The 17,958-nt window shown below is 66.4% G+C and carries 13 protein-coding genes; 4 read left to right on the forward strand and 9 right to left on the reverse strand.

The annotated features are described in order from the left end of the window. Positions 1 to 442: 442 nt before the first annotated feature. The 5 genes from GCT13_RS23905 to GCT13_RS23925 form a co-directional block, all read right to left on the reverse strand. On the reverse strand, positions 443 to 3,094 hold the full coding sequence (locus GCT13_RS23905) for a glycosyl hydrolase 2 galactose-binding domain-containing protein (RefSeq protein WP_227746976.1): 2,652 nt from the start codon (positions 3,092 to 3,094) through the stop codon (positions 443 to 445). Positions 3,095 to 3,161: 67 nt separating this feature from the next. Beyond that, positions 3,162 to 4,115, reverse strand: coding sequence for a DUF1839 family protein (locus tag GCT13_RS23910; protein ID WP_227746980.1), 954 nt, complete (start codon positions 4,113 to 4,115; stop codon positions 3,162 to 3,164). 74 nt (positions 4,116 to 4,189) lie between these two features. After that, a complete protein-coding gene (locus GCT13_RS23915) occupies positions 4,190 to 5,221 on the reverse strand; it encodes an amino acid--[acyl-carrier-protein] ligase (protein WP_152762270.1) in 1,032 nt (343 codons plus the stop codon). 1 nt (position 5,222) lies between these two features. Then, a complete protein-coding gene (locus tag GCT13_RS23920) occupies positions 5,223 to 6,503 on the reverse strand; it encodes an acyl-CoA dehydrogenase family protein (RefSeq protein WP_152762272.1) in 1,281 nt (426 codons plus the stop codon). Beyond that, positions 6,500 to 6,751 carry an acyl carrier protein gene (locus tag GCT13_RS23925; protein ID WP_152762274.1) on the reverse strand — a complete coding sequence of 84 codons (252 nt, stop codon included), beginning with the start codon at positions 6,749 to 6,751 and terminating at the stop codon, positions 6,500 to 6,502. The genes GCT13_RS23920 and GCT13_RS23925 overlap by 4 nt, the downstream gene beginning before the upstream one ends. Positions 6,752 to 7,012: 261 nt before the next feature. Between GCT13_RS23925 and GCT13_RS23930 the strand changes: the two genes are divergently transcribed. From GCT13_RS23930 to GCT13_RS23945, 4 genes are read left to right on the forward strand one after another with little or no spacing between them, the layout of a single operon-like run. Further along, a complete protein-coding gene (locus tag GCT13_RS23930) occupies positions 7,013 to 7,546 on the forward strand; it encodes a GNAT family N-acetyltransferase (protein WP_152762305.1) in 534 nt (177 codons plus the stop codon). Then, positions 7,546 to 9,156 (forward strand): hypothetical protein, encoded by a 1,611-nt coding sequence (locus GCT13_RS23935; RefSeq protein WP_193727743.1) that lies wholly within the window; start codon positions 7,546 to 7,548, stop codon positions 9,154 to 9,156. Before GCT13_RS23930 ends, GCT13_RS23935 begins: the two co-directional genes overlap by 1 nt. Continuing rightward, entirely contained in the window at positions 9,153 to 10,337 is a 1,185-nt protein-coding gene (locus tag GCT13_RS23940; RefSeq protein ID WP_152762276.1) for a glycosyltransferase family 4 protein, read from the forward strand. The genes GCT13_RS23935 and GCT13_RS23940 overlap by 4 nt, the downstream gene beginning before the upstream one ends. Then, positions 10,334 to 11,488 (forward strand): glycosyltransferase family 4 protein, encoded by a 1,155-nt coding sequence (locus GCT13_RS23945; RefSeq protein ID WP_152762278.1) that lies wholly within the window; start codon positions 10,334 to 10,336, stop codon positions 11,486 to 11,488. Before GCT13_RS23940 ends, GCT13_RS23945 begins: the two co-directional genes overlap by 4 nt. Before the next feature lie 104 nt (positions 11,489 to 11,592). On the opposite strand, the gene GCT13_RS23950 is transcribed toward GCT13_RS23945, so the two are convergent. From GCT13_RS23950 to GCT13_RS23965, 4 genes are all read right to left on the reverse strand, one after another. After that, positions 11,593 to 12,744, reverse strand: coding sequence for an acyltransferase family protein (locus GCT13_RS23950; RefSeq protein WP_193727744.1), 1,152 nt, complete (start codon positions 12,742 to 12,744; stop codon positions 11,593 to 11,595). Between the two features lie 274 nt (positions 12,745 to 13,018). Next, positions 13,019 to 14,578 (reverse strand): flippase, encoded by a 1,560-nt coding sequence (locus GCT13_RS23955; RefSeq protein WP_152762282.1) that lies wholly within the window; start codon positions 14,576 to 14,578, stop codon positions 13,019 to 13,021. Positions 14,579 to 14,595: 17 nt separating this feature from the next. Beyond that, positions 14,596 to 15,870: a glycosyltransferase family 9 protein gene (locus tag GCT13_RS23960; protein WP_227746977.1), complete on the reverse strand. Its 1,275-nt coding sequence runs from the start codon at positions 15,868 to 15,870 to the stop codon at positions 14,596 to 14,598. 188 nt (positions 15,871 to 16,058) lie between these two features. After that, positions 16,059 to 17,678, reverse strand: a complete 1,620-nt coding sequence (locus GCT13_RS23965; RefSeq protein ID WP_193727745.1) for a glycosyltransferase family 39 protein — start codon at positions 17,676 to 17,678, stop codon at positions 16,059 to 16,061. Positions 17,679 to 17,958: the final 280 nt, after the last annotated feature.

A 17,958-nucleotide genomic window follows, 5' to 3' on the forward strand; every position in this document is an offset into this window, starting at 1 on the left:
GAGGACTGTGCCAATTGACCTGAAAACAAGCACTGATGCGGCGCAGCGACGCACATAATGAAACCCAACGCCGCAAAACGTATCGTTTTGTTTCAGATTTGCACAATGCCATTTTTCAGGAGATTTGAGAAACGGCATTAACTTGTGAATCGTAAGTCACTGATTCATCAGGAAGTGCGAATATCGTCGCAGGCGTTCGAGTAATACGTTCATGCCTGAAAGCCCTTTAATAAGTGATTTCCGGATAGAACGCGTTTTGATTCAGATGTGTTCCGTTCCTTTTGTGTGCTGGCGCACGGATTGCGATTTTGATCAAAAGCCTCGTTTTTAAAGGCGCGAATGTGTCGGACAAAAGCCAACGCCCGCTGCGCAAGTGTCGGCGTGGGGCGCCATTACTTCAGTCAAAAGGATTGCGATGATTATCGCCGCGGGACGAAAACGTTTAGCGGTAATAGACGGCGGCCGTTGCGTTGATCGCGCGAACTTCTCCATCGGGTGTCCGGGTTGTATCACTTGCGTGCAATGGGATCAGCGGAACCTTCACGGGCCGGCCGGGCGCGAGATGAAACCCGTCGCGTCGCGCACGAAAGTGCGAATCGGCGATATGGACGAAGCGCGCGAAGCGGCGCGTTTCGATCACGAGCTGCCAGCCATCGGACGAGGCCTCGGGCGTCGCCGTGAGGCCGAGGTCGTGGCGCTCGAGCGCGGTGCGCTCCGGCAGATGGAAGGCCTCGGACAGCACCGCGCCGCTCGCGGCATCGCGCAGCGTCGCGATGGTCACGTCATGTGCGCGCGGGCCGAAGCGGTACGCGTGCGTGAAATCGAAGAACTGGCCGAGCAGATCGGCTGCGGCGATGCGCTCGGTGCGGCGCGCAGCCAGCTCGAGCGCGCGGCTCGCGTGTGCGACGCTGACTGCGCCATCGCGCAGGCAAACGATGTCGAGCTGAACGCCGAGCGTCTGATTCGTCTCATTGATGAGGTGCACGTCGAGGCCGTTCAGCCCTTCGTCGGTGATGACGGCCTGCACGGGCTGCAGCACGCCCGCGAGCGCATGCCACGCGCTTTTCGGGCGGCCCGTCGCATCGATCACGCCCCAGCCCGCGCCTGCCCGAAGGTCCTGCAGCTGCCACACGAGCGCGCCGCCGCACGGCGAGCCCGCGCGGCGCCATTCGCCGAATACGTCGGTGAAAAGGTCGGCGACGACGGCACGCGACAGATCGAGATAATGCTGCGGGTCTTCGTAGCGCAGCCGTGACGGTTGCACGCCGTAGAGCGTGCGCAGGTAGTGATCGCGCACGTCGTCGAAATCCCAGCCGGCGCCGGGGTCGCGCGGCACCGCATTCTTCCAGCACGGATCATGCGTGTGGATCGTGCCGAGCGCATCGTGCAGCGTCGCGTCATCGGGGACGTTCGCGAAGGCGAGGCACTCGGCCGCGAAGCGCACCTGCGCGCGGCGCGCGTCGTCGAGCGGGCGCTGATAGGCGCCGACGCCGTAGTAATGGGTGATGCCCGTGCGCGTCGCGAAGGGCCAGGCGCCGCCCGTCGGCGAATGCGCGACGTAGGGCACGTCGGGCCGCTCGCTCGCGACGATGGCGGGCAGCCGTTCGGTGAATAGCGGCTGCGCGCGCTGCGCGGTCGGCAGGCCGAACATCGCGGCCTGCTGGTCGATCTCGCTGCCGCCGCACAGCACCGCGAGCGACGCGACATGCCGCGTACGCGCGAGAAACTGCGTGGCTTCGCGCGCGACCGTTGCGGCAAACGCATCGTCGTTCGGATAGTCGAAGTTCGCGAACGGGAAGTCCTGCCAGATCAGGATGCCGTGCTCGTCGGCGAGACGGTAGAACGCGTCGGACTCGAACACCATCGTGCCGCCCACGCGCAGCATGTTCATTCCCGCATCGCGCACGAGTGCGAAGGCCTGTGCGAGCTGTTGCGGCGAGCCGGCGAGCGTGACGAGGTCGGCGCTCGTCCAGCACGCGCCGCGGCAAAACACGGGCACGCCGTTGACCTTCAGCGCGAAGCCTTCGCCATCGTCGCCGCGCGTGACATCGATCGTGCGAAAGCCGACGCGGCCCAGTTCGATCTGCATACCGGTCTGAATACCGGTCCGCGTATCGGTCCGCGTACCGGTTCGCGTACCGGTCTGCATGTTGCCGATGCGCACGGCAAGCTCATGCAGCGTCGGCGTGCCATGCGTGTGCGGCCACCATCGCTCGACCTTCGGAATGCGCAGCGAGCCCGTCAGCGTGCGTTTTGACGCGTCCGCCGGCGTATCCGCGTTCGGATGGCCGGCGTACCATTGCAAAGGGGCTTCCCAAGCGCCTTCGACGCTCGCGCATATCAGCGACGCGTGCCCCTCGATCGCATCGCTCGCCTGCGGGTGCACGAACGTGAGCGCCAGCGTGACGATGCCGTCGTCGCCGTCGAGCCGGGTCTTCACGTCGACGCGATCGATGGCGAGCGGCGCGCTGCCGAGCAATTCGATCGCGCGCCACGGGCCGACGGGCTGCACCTGGGGGCACCAGCCCGGCATGTAGCCGAGCAGCGTGGTGCGCACATTGCGCAGCGTCGGCGGCGTGACGAGACGCGGCCGCCAGCGCGCACGCGAGCGGCGCGCGCCGAGCGCGGACGCAAGCGAGCGGAAGCACAACGCGAGCGTCGCGTCCTCGTGCAGCTCGAACGCGATGTCGTGCGTGACGAACATCGAATCCGACGTGAGCAGCCGTTCGCCGTCGAGCCAGACTTCGGCGAGCGTCGCGAGTCCGTGCAGGCGCAGGCGCTGCGCGCCCCGGCCCGCGAGCCGCAGACGATACCAGTGGTCGTCGAATGCGAACGCGGGCGCGCGCTCGATATCGAGCAGGCCCGCCGCGCGCCATGCCGATGCGACCGTGCCGGGTACCTGCGCGGGCAGCCAGCCGGCCTCGGGCAGATCGGCGGGTGTCGCGCATGCGCCGGGCTTCGTCGTCACGCATTGCCAGCCGTGCGTGAGCGGCCGCGGCCAGCAGGATGCACGAAGGGCGTCGCCCGTGCAGGTTGAGGTGGTGGAAGCGGTGCTCGTACATTGCGGCACGAGCGCCAGGAGGTCGTTTGGCAAGGCGCGCACAGCGTGTTCCGTTGAGGCGGCGAACGCGCCCGCCGAGGCGCGTTCGCCGCGGCAGCCGCTACAGCGTCAGCGACGCAAGCGGCGGGATGGTCCGCTCGTAGGCGGCTTCGAGCACGTCGAAGCAGTCGTCGCAGGTGTCGCGCCGGCCCCGCGCCATCGCGCGCACGAGACGGAACTGCATCACCATTGCTTCCGATGCGATTCTTTGCGCGGACGCCGCAATCGGCTGTGGAATCCCAAAGCCTTGCGCCGACAGCCAGATCACATACTTCGACAGAAACTCGAAATTCGCGCCGAGCTGCCGCATCAGGTTGAACGAATACGGATGGAAAAAGGGCTCGCCGCGCTCGAGGAGCATGTCGAGATGCGCGGGGAAGGCCTTGCGCCATTCGCTGACGGGATTGCGCAGCGGCCTGCGCGCCAGGTGCGCGCGCAGCAGTTCCGCCGATGCATGCGCGAGCGCCACGCCTTCCAGCGCGGGCCGCGCCTGCTTGGCGAACTCGACATACGGAAACAGATACTCGGGCTGTCCCTCGAACTGCGGCAGCTTGCGGAACACGCCGTCGTAGTCCTCGCCGTCGAGCGTGTGATAGCCCGTGTTGTGGAAGTAGCCGAGCCGGCGCGCGGCGGGATCGATATGGTCGATGCCGACCGTCGTCTTCGGATGCTCGCGGCGATACGACGTGGCGCGCGTATTCGGCAGGTAATAGCCGTCGACTTCGACGAGCACCGTATGTCCCCGCTGAGTCTGCGCGAACACGCGGTCTTCGAGCGAATCGTAGATGGCCAGCTCCTGCACCTGCGTGCCGTACAGGCGCTCGATGTCTTCGAGCGGAAACTTGAAGAACGTGAACTGGTCGCCTTCGAAGTCCTGCGTCACCGTGAACGCGAACGCGGCGCGCGGATCGAGGCCGAAGCCGTGCAGCAGCTCGATCCACAGGTCGATGTAGCAGTTCGTTTCCTGCCATACGCGCTCGCCCTGATGCAGCGGATGCGACGCGTGGCTGCGCATCGGCCGAGGCGCGTCGGCGGCGCCCGTTGCGGCGCCCCCGGCAATGGCCGTCAGAGCGGACGTGACGGGCGGAATCATGCGCCCGCTCCCGCAAGACCCTGCTCGATGCGCGCCTTCGTATCGCCCCACAGCAGCGCGCGCACGTCGTCGGGCCATGTGTTCACGTCGAGCCCGTGATGGCGGAAGAGGGCGAGCGTGATGCGCTCCATGCCGAAGCCCACGCATCCCGTATGCGCGACCGAGCCGTCTTCGCATTCGATCTTCCAGATCGCGCCGAAGTGGTCCATGTGATAGTTGAACGACAGGCAGGCCGTCTTGCTGTCGGGATTCGCGACGGGAATCAGCAGCTCGAACTTCAACGCCTGCGCGCGCTGGCTGTCGGCGATGATCTTGCCGCCGCGTCCGAAGAACGGATCGTTGGCGAGGTCGACGTCGACGGGCAACTGGAGCAGCGAAACCAGCAGCGAGCCTCGCTCGACCCACATCTGGCGGAACGCCATCACCTGTTGCGCGTTGCCGAGGCGCACGTACTCGCGCTGGCGGAACATCTGCATGCGCGCGGGATCGAGCGACGGCTCATGTCGAAAGCAGTACGACAGCACGTCGATCGTGCGGCCGTCGGCGGGCAGCGGGCCGCGCCGCGCCATCACGGGATAGATCGGATAGCACGCGGCGGGCGTCAGCACGACGCGCGTCGGCTTTTGCTGCGACATCCATTCGGTGTCGCGGTCGTCGCTGCTTTCCTTCATCGCGTCGTCGAGACAGCGCAACAGGCGCTGCTGGCCCGCTTCCGTGCCGCAGAACGAATGGATCGTGCCGGCCAGATTCGGAAAGCTCTTCAGATACTCGCTGTCTTCGAAGTCCGTGCGGCGCATCGCGGGCGGAAAGCGCAGCACTTCGGGGTCCTGATCGGCGCCCAGATGCGTGATCGCCGCATTCAACCGCTCGACGACATCTTCGAACACCTGGCTGCGGCCATACAGGCCGTTTTCGCCCGTGTCGATCAGAATGCCCTTCGCGAGAAGGCGCTCACGAAGCGTCGGGTCCGCGCCCGCGGCCTGCGCATCGGATGCGGCGAGCGCGGCCGTATCGGTCATCGTGTTCATTTCAGGCTCTCCCCGGCGCGGCGGGACGCTGCGCCAGCAACAGGCTCGCCGTGTTCATCGCGATGCGGTCGTTGTTGATCATCAGCGGCGCGGAATGCAGGTCGCGCAGATGCCGCCCGACGCTGTACTCGGTGCCGTTCTTGTAGCCCGCCATGCCGCAGATCAGCAGCACTTCCTGCACGACCTGAAGGGCCGTCGTCGAGATGCTGGTTTTGAGCGTGTTCATGTCGGACGCGAAGCCGAGCATCGCGGACAGCGGCGCATCCGCCTGGCAGGCGCCGAGCTTCGCCTGATGCGCGGCGCGCGCGGCGTCGAGCGCAACCGAGAGGCGCGCCTGCATCATCTGCAGCAGCCCGACGGCTTGCGCGAGACGTATGCCCGACGGCGGCACGAAACCAGGCTTGCCGCGCGTCTGCGCGCGGAAGAATGCCTTCGCGCGGTTCACGGCGTCGGCGGCGATGCCTGTCCACACGGAGGCCCACAGCGTGTGCGAGACGGGCAGCATCGTCTGGTCGGCGATGATGGCGAAGGGCGTCGGCAGAATCTGTCCGGCGATGCCCGTGGCGACGAGCCGGAAGCCCTCGCTGCAGGTGCCGCGCATGCCCATCGAGTCCCAGCTGCCGCGCTTTTCGAGCTGCGTTTCGTCGCGCAGCGTGACGATCATGACCTGATCCGATGGCGCCGATTCCGCGGTGCGCCGCGCCGTCACGAGAATGACGTCGGCCTGTGCGCCATACGAGATGGTGGGCGCGAGCTTCTCGATGCGGAACATGTCGCCATCGATTTCGACGGCGCACGCGCTCGTGCGCAGATTGCCGCCGATCGTCTCTTCCGACGTCGCGGAAGCGAGCAGCCACTGCTTTTCGGCGAGCTGCGCGAGCAGATCGCGGTGCCACGCCGACCCGCTGCCGTGTTCCTCGATGCACGCGACCTGGATCTGATGCATCGCGTAGATCATCCCCGTCGACGCACAGCCTTGCGCGAGGATTTCGCAGATCGCGGCCACGTCGGCGAGCGACAGCCCGGCGCCGCCGAAGCGCGCGGGCACCATCGCGGACAGCAGACGTTCGCGCCGGAGCACGTCGAATGCCTCGACGGGAAAGCGCGCTTCGCTATCGACCGAGTCGGCATGCTGCGCCGCGATTTGCGCGGCGCGCTGCGCGGCCGCGCGCCAGGCCGGTTCCGGTTCGATCGCGACGAGCGCGGCCCCTTCGGGTGCCTGGGACGCTTCGGACGCGATGGACGCAGCGGCGGATTCTGCCTGCATCAGCGGCGCGTTCATGCTGCCGCCTTTGCCAGTTGCAGTTCGGTGACGGCAGCCGCCAGTGAATCGATGCTGGAAAAGAGACGGCGCGTCAGCATGCGGTCCGGAATCTCGATGCCGAATTCGTCTTCGATCGCGAGCATCAGGTGCACGGTAGCGAGCGACGAGAGGCCTGCAGCATAGAGGTCTGCGTCGTCGGCAAGCGTGTCGGCGGGTACATCGAGCCGTGCCGATTCGGAAAGAATGCGTCGCAGTGCTGTTTTCATGAACGGAGCCCCTCAGAGTGTTTTGGCGAGAGCGGGTTGCTTCGAGTCCGGCGACGCGTGCGCGCTTGCATGCACGAGTGACACCTGGTCAGCGAGGGTCGTGCACGGGACGGACCAGTGCGCCGGTTGTCCGTATTTAACGGATTGCGACGCAGCAACGTCGGTGCGCTGGCGCACGGAAACACAAGGGTCCGGGAGCGTACTGTGTCGTCGTGGCAACGGGCTTGACGGCCGCCCGAAACGTTCTGGGGAAACGTAATGATGAACTGGAAAACACTCGAGTTCGAACAGTTCACTGCGCGCGAACTTTATCTGGTCATGCGCGCGCGCAGCGCAGTGTTCGTCGTCGAGCAGGCGCATGTCTGTCTCGATGCGGACGGCCATGACGAGAAGGCCTTGCATGTGTTCGCAGTGGACGACATGTCGCGTCCGATGCCCGTGCTCGCGTATGCGCGTCTGCGTCCGGGCGACGACGAAGACCCCGAAGTGGTGATCGACAAGATCATGACGAGCCCGAGGCGGCGCGGCGACGGCACGGCCGAGATGCTCATCGAGCGCGCGCTGCAGGCCGTTGCGCAGCGCTGGCCGGGGCGTCCCGTGCGGGTGACGGCGCCCGAGGGGCTCAAGAGCTTTTACGAGCAGTTCGGCTTCAGAAAGACAGAAGGGCCGTTCCTCGAGCACGGCGCGCCTTATATCGGCCTGTCCTGCAGCCATCGTCACAATAAGACGCAATCGGGCGACGCCCGCCGCGCGCGGCATGGCCTTGCGTTCGGCGGCACGTTCGAGCTGCTGTAATGGCGATGACGCCACCGCCGACGCGCCGCGCGCCCGGCGTGCCGCGCGAGGCGCCGCGTTCCCTGCAAAGGCGGGCGCGCGCGCGCGTTCGCGCGACGCGCAAGACGGTGCTGGTGCCGATCGGTTTGTTTGTGCTCAGCATCGTGCTGATCGCCGTGCATCTGGCGCGGCCCGTCGAGTTTCTGTTCCCGCTTGGCTCGCTGGTGATTGCGTGTTGGCTGTATCGCAAGTCGCCGCCTCATTACGTGGGATTTGTCTGCTGGCTGTTTTTTCTTTCGCCGTGGCTGCGGCGCCTCGCCGATTTCGTCAACGGCTCGTTCAACGACAAGAGCATGATCATGATGGCGCCGATGCTCGCCGTGGCGCTTTGCGGCCTGTCGCTGATCACGAGCGCGAATACGCTCGGCCAGCGCCGCAACGCGCCGTTGATCCTGATCGTGGTCGGGCTCACGTACGGTTTCATTGTCGGCGTCGCGCAGACGGGCTTCGGGCCCGCCGTCTACACGCTGGTCAACTGGCTGTTTCCGCCGCTGGTGGCGTTCTATCTCAACGTCACCTGGCAGCATTACCCGGACTATCAGCGCGTGCTGCTCAGAACGGCCGTCTATGGCGGACTCGTGATGGGCGTCTACGGCGTGATCCAGTACATCTTCGTGCCGCCGTGGGACGTGTTCTGGATCATTGCGGTCAAGATAACCTCGTTCGGCAAACCCGTGCCTTACGGCTTGCGGGTATGGAGCACGATGAATTCGCCAGGCCCGTTCGCCGTCACGATCATGTACCTGCTGCAGATATCGCTTGCTTCGAGCGAGTTCATGCGGATTCCGATGATGCTGTCCGCCGCGTCCGCGCTGCTGTTCACGTCGGTGCGCAGCTGTTGGGGCGGCCTCGTGATCGGGTTGGTCTATCCCGTCGCGATGCTCGACGGCAGGAGCCGCCTGAAGCTGCTCTGCGCAGTCGTCGGCATCGCCGCGCTTTGCTCGCCCGTGATGATGTTCGATCAGGTGTCCGACGGCGTGCTCAAACGCATGCAGACGATGAGCGACATCAGCAACGACAACAGCTTCCAGTCGCGCCAGATGCTTTATGAAGCCTGGCTGTCAGCGGCGTTCTCGAACATTTCCGGCGACGGTCTCGGTTCGACGGGGCTGGGAACCAAGCTTTCGTCTGATCCGACCAAGGCGGCATCCCCTGCCGGGACCGTCGACAGCGGCATTCTCGAAGTGCCCACGGTGCTGGGCTGGCCCGGCTCGCTGCTCTATGTCGGCGGCATTCTCCTGCTGATGTGGCGGGCGTTTCTTGCGAGCATCGTGCGCTCGAAAGACCGTCTCGCGATCTGCGGGGCAGGCGTCTCGCTCGCGATCTTCGCGATGATGACGTTCACGAACACGCTGGTGGGCGTGACGGGCATGTTCTATTTCATCGGCGTGATGCTGCCCGTGATCGGCCTGCGTCACGCGCGCCGCACGGCGCACGCGGCCCAAAAGGCGGCCGCGCGGACGCCGGCGCCCGCGGCGTCGCCCGCGGCGATGGCGCCCACGGCACGCACGCAACAACAGCGCACGCCTCTGCGTGGTGGCGCGACACCCCTGTACAAGGTGAGGCTATGAGAATCCTGATCGTGACCCATGTCGTCGCGAAGAACGACGGCCAGGGGCGCGTCAACTACGAGATTGTGCGCGCGGCGCTGGCGGCGGGCCATGCCGTGACGCTGCTCGCGACGAACGTGGCGCCGGAGCTGAAGACGCTTGCGCGCTGCGTGCCCGTGCCCGAAGCGCGCGTGCCGACGCGGCTCTTGCGGTACCAGTGGTTCGCATGGCGGACCGCGCGCTGGATTCGCGCGCATCGCGACGAATTTGACATCGTGCATGTCAACGGTTTCATCACGTGGGCGCGCGCCGACGTCAATTCGGTTCACTTCGTTCACGACGGCTGGTATCGCAGCGGCTACTACCCGTTTCGCTTCTGGCGCCGTCCGTACGACGCCTATCAGGTCACGTTCACCCGGCTGAATGCGCTGCTCGAAGCGCACGCGTTTCGCCGTGCGCGGGTGATCGTTCCCGTGTCCGAGAAAGTTCGAGGTGAGCTGCAACGACGCAGCGTCGGCAATGCGCAGATGCAGGTCATTCATAACGGTGTCGATATCGACGAATTCGCGCCGGGCGCGAGCGAGCGCGAGCGCCTGGGCTTGCCATCCGATGCGTTCATGCTGCTGTTCGCCGGCGATCTGCGCATCTCGCGAAAGAATCTCGATACCGTCCTGCGCGCGCTCGTGTCGATGCCGGCGCGCGTGCATCTGCTCGTCGCGGGCGACGCGCGCGACAGCGCATATCCGCGCATGGCCGAAGCGCTCGGTATCGGCGCACGCGTGCATTTCGCCGGCTTCGTGAAGGACATGCCCGCGCTGATGCGCTCCGTCGATGCATTCGTGTTTCCATCGCGCTACGAGGCGATGAGCCTCGCGCTGCTCGAAGCGCTGGCGTCGGCGTTGCCCGTCGTGACGGCGCGCACGGCGGGCGGCGCGGAAGTGATCGGGCCGCACTGCGGCATCGTGCTCGACGATCCCGACGATGTGACCGCGTTGACGCGTGCCGTCGGGCAACTCGTCGACGCACACGATCGCGCGCGCCAGATGGGGCAGGCCGCGCGCGAGCTGGCGAAATCGCTCAGCTGGTCCGCGATGGCCGCGCGCTATCTGTCGCTCTACGAACGTCTGGGCGCATCGTGCGAGGCCGCGCCGCGCACGCAAGCGGAACGCGTCGAGTGCCCGGCTGCGGCGGCGGACTCATGAGCGGCCCGATCGATTCGTTGCAGATCGGCATGCACTGGTTCGCGGAGCGGCCGGGCGGTCTCGATCGCATGTTCGTCGAACTGGTGGAGTCGCTGCCCTCGCAAGGCGTCAGCGTGCGCGGGCTGGTGGCGGGCAGCGATGCCGTCGCGTCGTCGTCGGGCGGGCACGTGCAGTCGTTCGCGGCGCCCGAGTCGCGTCTTGCGCCGCGTCTGTGGCGCGCGCGCACGCTGTCGTCGCAATTGAAGCGCGCGCGCAGACCGGACGTGGTGGCGACGCATTTCGCGCTGTATGCGGCGCCGACGGCGGGCGTGTTCAACAACGTACCGCGCGTCGTGCATTTTCATGGGCCGTGGGCCGACGAGACAGTGCCCGAAGGCGGCAGCGCATGGGCGCGCGGCGCGCGCCGCTCGGTCGAGCGCTTCGTGTATCGCGGCGGCACGCGGCATATCGTGTTGTCGAAGGCGTTCGGCGACATTCTGCACACGCGCTACGGCGTGCGCGAAGACCGCATTCGTGTGGTGCCCGGCTGCGTCGACATCGCGCGCTTCGACACGGGCGTGACGCGCACAAGCGCGCGTGCTGCGCTCGGACTGCCGCACGACCGGCGCATTCTCTTTTGCGTGCGCCGGCTGGTGTGGCGCATGGGTATCGAGGATCTGATCGACGCGATGTTCCTCGTGGTGCAGAAGGCACCCGACGTGATACTCGCGATCGCCGGCCGCGGTCCGCTCGAAGCGGCGCTGAAGGCACGCGTGGCGGCGCGCGGACTGGAGCGGCACGTGCGCTTTGCCGGTTTCGTGCCGGATGCGGAGCTGCCGCTCTGGTATGCCGCCGCCGACATGAGCGTGGTGCCGACCGTCGCGCTGGAAGGCTTCGGCCTCACGACGATCGAATCGCTCGCGTGCGGCACGCCCGTGCTCGTGACACCCGTCGGTGGACTGCCCGAAGCCGTGATGCCGCTGTCGCCGGATCTGGTGTTTTCGTCGGCCGGGTTCAACGCGATCGGTGCAGGACTCATCGAGGCGCTGCGTGGCACGCGCACGCTGCCCGATGCCGCCGCCTGCCGTGCCTATGCGCGCGCGCGCTTCGATCGAGGGGTCGTGGCGTCCCAGGTCGCGCAGGTCTATCGGGAAGCGATCGACAACTTCTGATGGCGCATTGGCCTTGCGCGCTTCGCATGCGAAGGGGTGCGAGGCATCATGCTTCCGATGCCGTTCCCCACGTTGTTCCCGACGTCGTTCACGACTGCCGGGTTTCAGTCCTGACGCGCGAAATATTCGGCGCTTTGCGGCGTGCGCAGTCTTGCTGCCCAGCGATTGAACGCGTCGCGAGCGGGTACTTCGATGAAGCGATAGGTCAAGCCCGAGACGGCAATCAGCGCGAGGACATACGCGAGCAGCACGGCGGCACCCATCGCGGGCCTCCAGGCGCCACGCACGACATAGCCGAACGCGCAGATGAGGGGCGGGTGCATCAGATAGATCGAATAGGAACGCTGCCCGAGCATCTGCGCGGCGCGCGTCTTGAGCAAGCTCGCCGCCCAGCCGCGATCTGACGAAAGCGAAAGGATCAGCAGCGCGAACACGAGCGGCAGGAGAAGCGCGATCGCGGGAGCATCGGCCAGGCACGCGAACACGGCAACCGTCGCCGCGAGCGCGATGCCTTGCAGCCTGTTCGCATGCGCGGCCGCGTAGCGCGAGACATGAAACGCCGCGCATCCCATGAAGAACGAAGCGATGCAACGCGCGAAGCCGAAATCGTAGGTGACGTCGAGGCATCGCGTCTTCGCGATGCAATCGTGCCACGCGATGCTCGCCCAGCAGGTGACGGCATACGCGAGCACGCTCAGCATGGCCATCGCCACGAGCCGCGCGCGCGGCGGCAGCGCGATGCACATGCCCGCGAACAGCAGGTACGTGTAGAACTCGGCGCTGATGCTCCAGCTCGCGTAGTTGAGGATCGCATGATCGAACATGCCGAGGCCGTGCGTCATCGTCAGCGTGGTGAGTATCTCGGCCGCCGATGGCATCGTGTAATCGAACACTCCCGGATTTCTGAACATGCCCTGATGTCCGAAGGCCACGAGTATCTGCTTCGCCAGCACATAGGCGTTGGGCAGCAGCACGTAGATCAGCGTGGAAAAGACGAGCAGCGGAAAGAGCCGCCCGAAGCGGCGGATCACGAAGGTCCAGAAGTCGGCGCCGTCGCTCAGGCGGCTCTCATAGGACGAGCAGATCACGAATCCGCTCAGCACGAAGAACAGATCGACGAACAGATAGCCGTACCGTATGAAGCCGGGATAGGTCAGCCCGAAGCTGTTGAAGAGGCCGAAGTGGTAGAGCGCGACCAGCAACGCGGCGAGCCCGCGAGCGCCTTCGAATGAATCGATCGTTGCATGTTTGCGCATGACTGCCCCGTAATGACGGCCCGGTAACGACTGCCCCGTATTCACGATCCATTGCGACATGATCCGGCGCCCGGGCGGCGACCAGGGCCGCGAGCCCGCGACATCACTGCAGCGATTTGTACATGGGCGAATGTCCAGCGATTGCTGCCACTGTGCACGACCGTGCCGCAAGAATCTGTGCGCGCCACCACATCTGTGTCGCCCGTTGTTCGCGCGCTTCGGACGCAGCGGCGCCGGGCCGCTACGACAATGGCATGGTCTGCGGCGCGGGGGCTTACTGGCGTGCGACGGGTTCGCCGGCGCTCGCGGGCGGCGGCGTCGCGCTTGCGGGCATGCCGGCGTCGAAGGCCGAACGTGCGCGCGGCGCGCGAAAGCGCTTCGACAAGATGTGCCGCAGCTCGCGCACGGCGCACTTGCGCCATGCCGGTTCGGCATGCAGCGCCCATGCGAGTGATGCCGCCACCATCAGGAACCAGCACACATGGCGCGCGATCGCCGTCGGCGGAAACACGACGGTTGCGATGAACGATGCCGTGACGAGCAGTGTCGGCAGCACGAGATAGCGCGCGAGGCCGCCGCCGAGTTTCGCGGCCCAGAACAGCAGCACGGTCTCCGCGACGTAGCGCAACGTCCATGAAAACGCCGCGCCGACCAGACCGAAGTGATGCAGCGTCCACCATAGCAGCGCCACCAGCGGGACGGCCTGCAGCGTATGGAACCACGCGACGATACCGGGCCGGCCGCCTGCCGCCAGATGGCTGCCGGGTATGTGCGCGAGCGCGTTCGCCCACACGCCGATCAGAATGATTTCTCCGATCGACGTCGTGCGCACGGCGAAGTCATGGCCGACCCACAGCGTGATGAACGGCTGCATCAGGAAGATGCCGAATACGATCGGCGGCGTGATCAGCACACACAATGCGTGCGTCGCGCGCACGGCGAGTTCGACGGCATCGCGTGTCGGCAACGCGGACAGGCGCGGGAACAGCGTGCGCGAAAAGACGGCGGGCAGGATCTTCGCGCGGGTGGCGAGATTGAACGGCACCTGATACCACGCGACGGGTTGGGGCCCGAGAATGCTGCCGATCATCAGCCGGTCGGCGGAATCCAGCAGCGGGCTCAGGAAATTGCTGACCATGATGGCCGCGCCATACGAAAACAGCGGCTTAAGATGGCGCCGCTGCGGCGGGGCGTCGAAGCGCAGCGGAAACGCGCGGATCGATACGAAGAGGAGAATCAGCAGCGACACGCCGCTGCCGAGCACGGCCGCGCGGATCACGTACTGCAGTTGCGGCGCGATCAGCAGCGCCGCAAGCAGGGGCACGGTCTGGAAGATCAGCACGCCCGCGAACTGCGCGGCATTGAGCGGTCCGAACTGTTCACGGCCGCCCAGCGCGCCGACGAACACGGAGGTCAGCGTCGCGATGGGAATCGCGCAGGCGATGAACGGCAACGACCCGATGACCTCTGCGCTGATCGACGGCGCGATATGGAAGTGCGCGAACAGAAAGCTTCCGGCGAAGTACAGGATGACGCCTCCGAGCGTCCCGAACAGCGCATTGAGGACGAATGCCGTCCAGAACACGGACTCCCGCTCGCGTTCGGACGCTTTGGAAAGCTGCGCGATCCGGTTGGCCGTCGCCGTCGACAGCCCGAAGTCGAAGTAGCCGAAATAGCCCTGCAAGGTCCAGACGATGGCGAGCACGCCGTAGCGCTCCGCGCCGATGTGCTTCAGGTAGAGCGGCACCGTGATCAGCGAAACGATCATCGGCAGCGCGCCGCCAAGAAAGTTGGCGATGCCGTTGCGCCTCAGACTGGACCGGGAAGATTGCATTGAGGATTCGACGCGCTTCAGTTGAGGCCGATCGACAGCCGGTCTGGACTATGCGAGACAGCGTGCCCGGCGATCTTTTCCAGAATGGCCTGCACGACGCGCTCGACGCTCGGCCAGCCGGAGATGTGCCCATACGGCAAACCGTTCTCGGGTCCGACGCTGCCGTAAGGCGCGGAGTAACCCCATGCGCCGTCGTGCCCGCGCGCGTCGCCGAAGGTCCCGCCGAGCACGGCGACAGTCGGCCGCCTGAACGCCGCCGCCGTGTGCAACAGCATCGATGGGTTCGTGATCACGACGTCGGCCTGCTCGGCGAGTGCGAAGGTCATGCGCAGCGGCGTCTGTCCGGCGAGCGAGCGTATGCCGGCCGCTGCGCCACTGTGCTCGATCACGGTTTGCGCACAGGACGTTTCCGCTGCGCCGCCGACGATGACGATGTCACTGCCGCCCGCTTGAGCGAGCGCCTGCGAGACGCGGCCGAGCGCCTCGCCCAGCGCCTGGGGCGCCCAGCTCTTGTCGGGCAGGCCCGCGGCGCATCCGACGAGGAGCCGCACGGGGCGACGGCCTGCGACGGCGCCCGCGCGCCACACATGGGCCGCCTGGACCCGCTCGAAGTCGGTCAGATACAGTTGCGGCCTCGCTTCGGGCAGGTCGTGCGCGCCGAGCAACTCGGCTTGCGCGAGCGCCGCACGCGACACATGGACCGTCGGCGAAAACCGGATATGGTCGTGACAGCCGCTCCAGCCGCCGTGATAGCCGCGTACGCCGATCCGATATCGAACGCCGAGGCGCAGCATCAGCAGCAGGCCGAAGTGACTGCCGACCACGTCGATGCCCACGTCGAAGCCGCCGTGCTCGCGTGCCGCGCGCACCTGCGCGGAATCGCGGATGAAACGCAGCGCGGCGCCCACCGACTGGTCGCGCACGACCTTGTTGTGCCACGGGGCGTCGAGTTCGAGGACTTCGTCGACGAACGGATTGTTTTCGACGATCGCGTTGCCCCAGCGCCCGATGCCCGCCACGAGCCGGGCATTGGGAAAACGCCGTCGCAAGGCTTCGAAGATGGGCGTTGTCGTCAGCAGGTCGCCGAGATCGTTTGGCCGCAGCACCAGAATGCTGCGGGGCGCTTCATTGCGTGAACCGATGGGCTGCGGACCCAGTCGGCCCGCAAACCAAAGCGGTACTTCGGCGAGCGAGCCCTTCCATCCCATCGTGATGCTCCCTTTCGCGTTGTGTATTGGCCGACGGCAGCCCGGCAGGCCGTGTTCGCGCCGCCGTCCGTCGATCGTGCGCATTGCCGTGGATTGTGCGGCCCCGTCGCCCGGCGTTCTGTGCTGGAGCCAACCAAGCCGCCGAGTTTGTGACAGCGCGTCGCGCGATGGGCGTTGGCAATTCGATGCGCGGTGCTGGCCGGCGTTGGCAATTCCATGCGCGGTGCTGGGCTCGCGCGGGCGTTACCGTGCGGAACGCGGCGACGCGCCGTCTATTTGCCGAACAGGGCGATGCCGATTCCGAAGAAATCGGCTGACGCAGTGGGCTCGCCGCGTTGCCTGACGAGTTCGCTGCCCACCACGTTCGGGACGCCATCTGCGTCTTGCCAGGCGCCGACGAGCCAGACGCGCGGATGCGTGGCCAGCAGCGCATCGATCTGCGCCCGGTCGCTTTCGATCGCCGCGGGCGCGCCCTTGTTGCTGCCGAGATAGGGGCGCGTGAGGCCGAGCGCCGGATAACGCGCGGGGACGGCTGCAAGTTCGAACGGGTTGGCCATGTCGCGTGCGTAGTAGTGCAGTCCGACTTCCATCTCGTTCGGATAGAGCAGCACGGCGTCGCCGGCGCGGACGTTGTCGCGCAGATATCGCACGGCGCCGCGCAGGTCTTCCGTCGGCGTGCGGTAATAGCCGACGCACTGTACGAGGCCCAGCACGATCAGCACGGCCAGCAGCCCATGCCGCAGGCCCGGCGACGGGACGGCCCCAAAGAGTCCCAGCGAGACCACGAAGAGAAAGAGCGGCGCCATCCACGCAAACGTGCGGGTGATGAAGACGGGCGTGAACAGATACGAGATCGTAAAGACGCACATCACGGGCAAGAGCAACATCGACGCGACATAGATCGCCATGCCGCGGTTGTTGCGGAACATGTTCAGCCACGCGAGCACGGCAATGACCGCAGCGGGGATGAACGCGTACTTGCCTCCCGCCGCGAGCGTATAGGGCCACGTGAGCATCTTCGGCGAGATCGTCACCCAGAACGCGGAGGCGACGGTGCGGCTTTCGATCAGCAGGATCGGCACGCACGGACTCCATACGAGCAGACTGAGCGCGAGCGAGCCGGTCGCGAGCAACAGGTCGGCGCGCCTGTAGCGGGAGAACAGCGCGATCGCGGCAAAGCTCGCGATCGAGTTGCTGAACATGATGAAGGGGCTCGTGTTGTGCAGCCAGAGCACGATGCCGCCCGCGAGCCCCGACAGCACTGCGAGGCGCACGCCAGATCCGATTCGCGCATGTTCGCGCTGCGCGTCGAACATGCGGCGCAGCATGCTCGCCGTCAGCAGGATCAGCAGCGCGCAGAACAGTGTCTGAAGCGCATAGGGACGCGCCTGCTGCGCATATTCGATATTGCCTTCGTTGACGGCGAGCAGCACGGCCGCCGCGATGCCGACGCTCGCGTACCGCCTCGGCAGCCGCAGCAGACGCGACGCGAAGGCCGTCAGCGCAACTGTGACGACGCTCGCCAGCACCGACAGCGAACGCATGCCGGCTTCAGACGTGCCTGCCCAGGCGGTCCACAGTTTCAGCAGCGAGTAGTAGAAGGGCGGATGGGTTTCGTAAGTCGGCGTCTTCGTCCACAGATCCGTCCACGACAGACTGGAGAACCAGTAGCTGTAGGCCTCGTCCATCCAGATCGAGCGGCTGGCGAGCGTCGGAAGACGAAGCACCAGCGCAAGCGCGACGACGCCCGCGACGGCGTACGGAAACCATGCGGCGGCGCGTTCGCGCATGACGCGCGCGCGCGGCGCGGTCGCGGCGGGAGCCGTGCCCGCCGCTCGCGCCCCGGCGTCAGCGCTGCCCGCGCGGTCCTGCGTGGTTTCCATCTGCCTCATGTGCCGCGCCCGTGTCGAGAGTCGGGAAGGTGCTTCTTGCAGACAGGCGGAGGCGGATCGGGCATCCGGCGCCGACGCCTGTCCATCGGTTGCCCGATTCTGCCAGCCGCGCACGATGGCGTTTGTGCGTCCGCGCACCGTCGATGCTCATGGTGCCGGCTCACATTGTTGCGTTTCATGGGCGGGTCGGGGGGGGCGGCCGGACGGCCGTGCGCGTTGCGCGCCGAGGCCCGCCGCGCGTGCTTTGTGCATCGCACGGTAGTGTGGGTCGGCGTACAGA

Origin of the sequence: Paraburkholderia franconis (assembly GCF_009362735.1) — a bacterium.
Classification (GTDB): Bacteria; Pseudomonadota; Gammaproteobacteria; order Burkholderiales; family Burkholderiaceae; genus Paraburkholderia; species Paraburkholderia franconis.

Bases quoted from the DNA above. Each gene is read 5' to 3' on its own strand.
- GCT13_RS23920 (WP_152762272.1), bottom strand. From the start codon at position 6,503: ATGAACGCGCCGCTGATGCAGGCAGAATCCGCCGCTGCGTCCATCGCG.
- GCT13_RS23940 (WP_152762276.1), top strand. From the start codon at position 9,153: ATGAGAATCCTGATCGTGACCCATGTCGTCGCGAAGAACGACGGCCAG.
- GCT13_RS23935 (WP_193727743.1), top strand. From the start codon at position 7,546: ATGGCGATGACGCCACCGCCGACGCGCCGCGCGCCCGGCGTGCCGCGC.
- GCT13_RS23965 (WP_193727745.1), bottom strand. From the start codon at position 17,678: ATGAGGCAGATGGAAACCACGCAGGACCGCGCGGGCAGCGCTGACGCC.
- GCT13_RS23910 (WP_227746980.1), bottom strand. From the start codon at position 4,115: ATGCGCAGCCACGCGTCGCATCCGCTGCATCAGGGCGAGCGCGTATGG.
- GCT13_RS23960 (WP_227746977.1), bottom strand. From the start codon at position 15,870: ATGCGCACGATCGACGGACGGCGGCGCGAACACGGCCTGCCGGGCTGC.
- GCT13_RS23915 (WP_152762270.1), bottom strand. From the start codon at position 5,221: ATGAACACGATGACCGATACGGCCGCGCTCGCCGCATCCGATGCGCAG.
- GCT13_RS23955 (WP_152762282.1), bottom strand. From the start codon at position 14,578: ATGCAATCTTCCCGGTCCAGTCTGAGGCGCAACGGCATCGCCAACTTT.
- GCT13_RS23950 (WP_193727744.1), bottom strand. From the start codon at position 12,744: ATGCGCAAACATGCAACGATCGATTCATTCGAAGGCGCTCGCGGGCTC.
- GCT13_RS23930 (WP_152762305.1), top strand. From the start codon at position 7,013: ATGAACTGGAAAACACTCGAGTTCGAACAGTTCACTGCGCGCGAACTT.
- GCT13_RS23925 (WP_152762274.1), bottom strand. From the start codon at position 6,751: ATGAAAACAGCACTGCGACGCATTCTTTCCGAATCGGCACGGCTCGAT.
- GCT13_RS23945 (WP_152762278.1), top strand. From the start codon at position 10,334: ATGAGCGGCCCGATCGATTCGTTGCAGATCGGCATGCACTGGTTCGCG.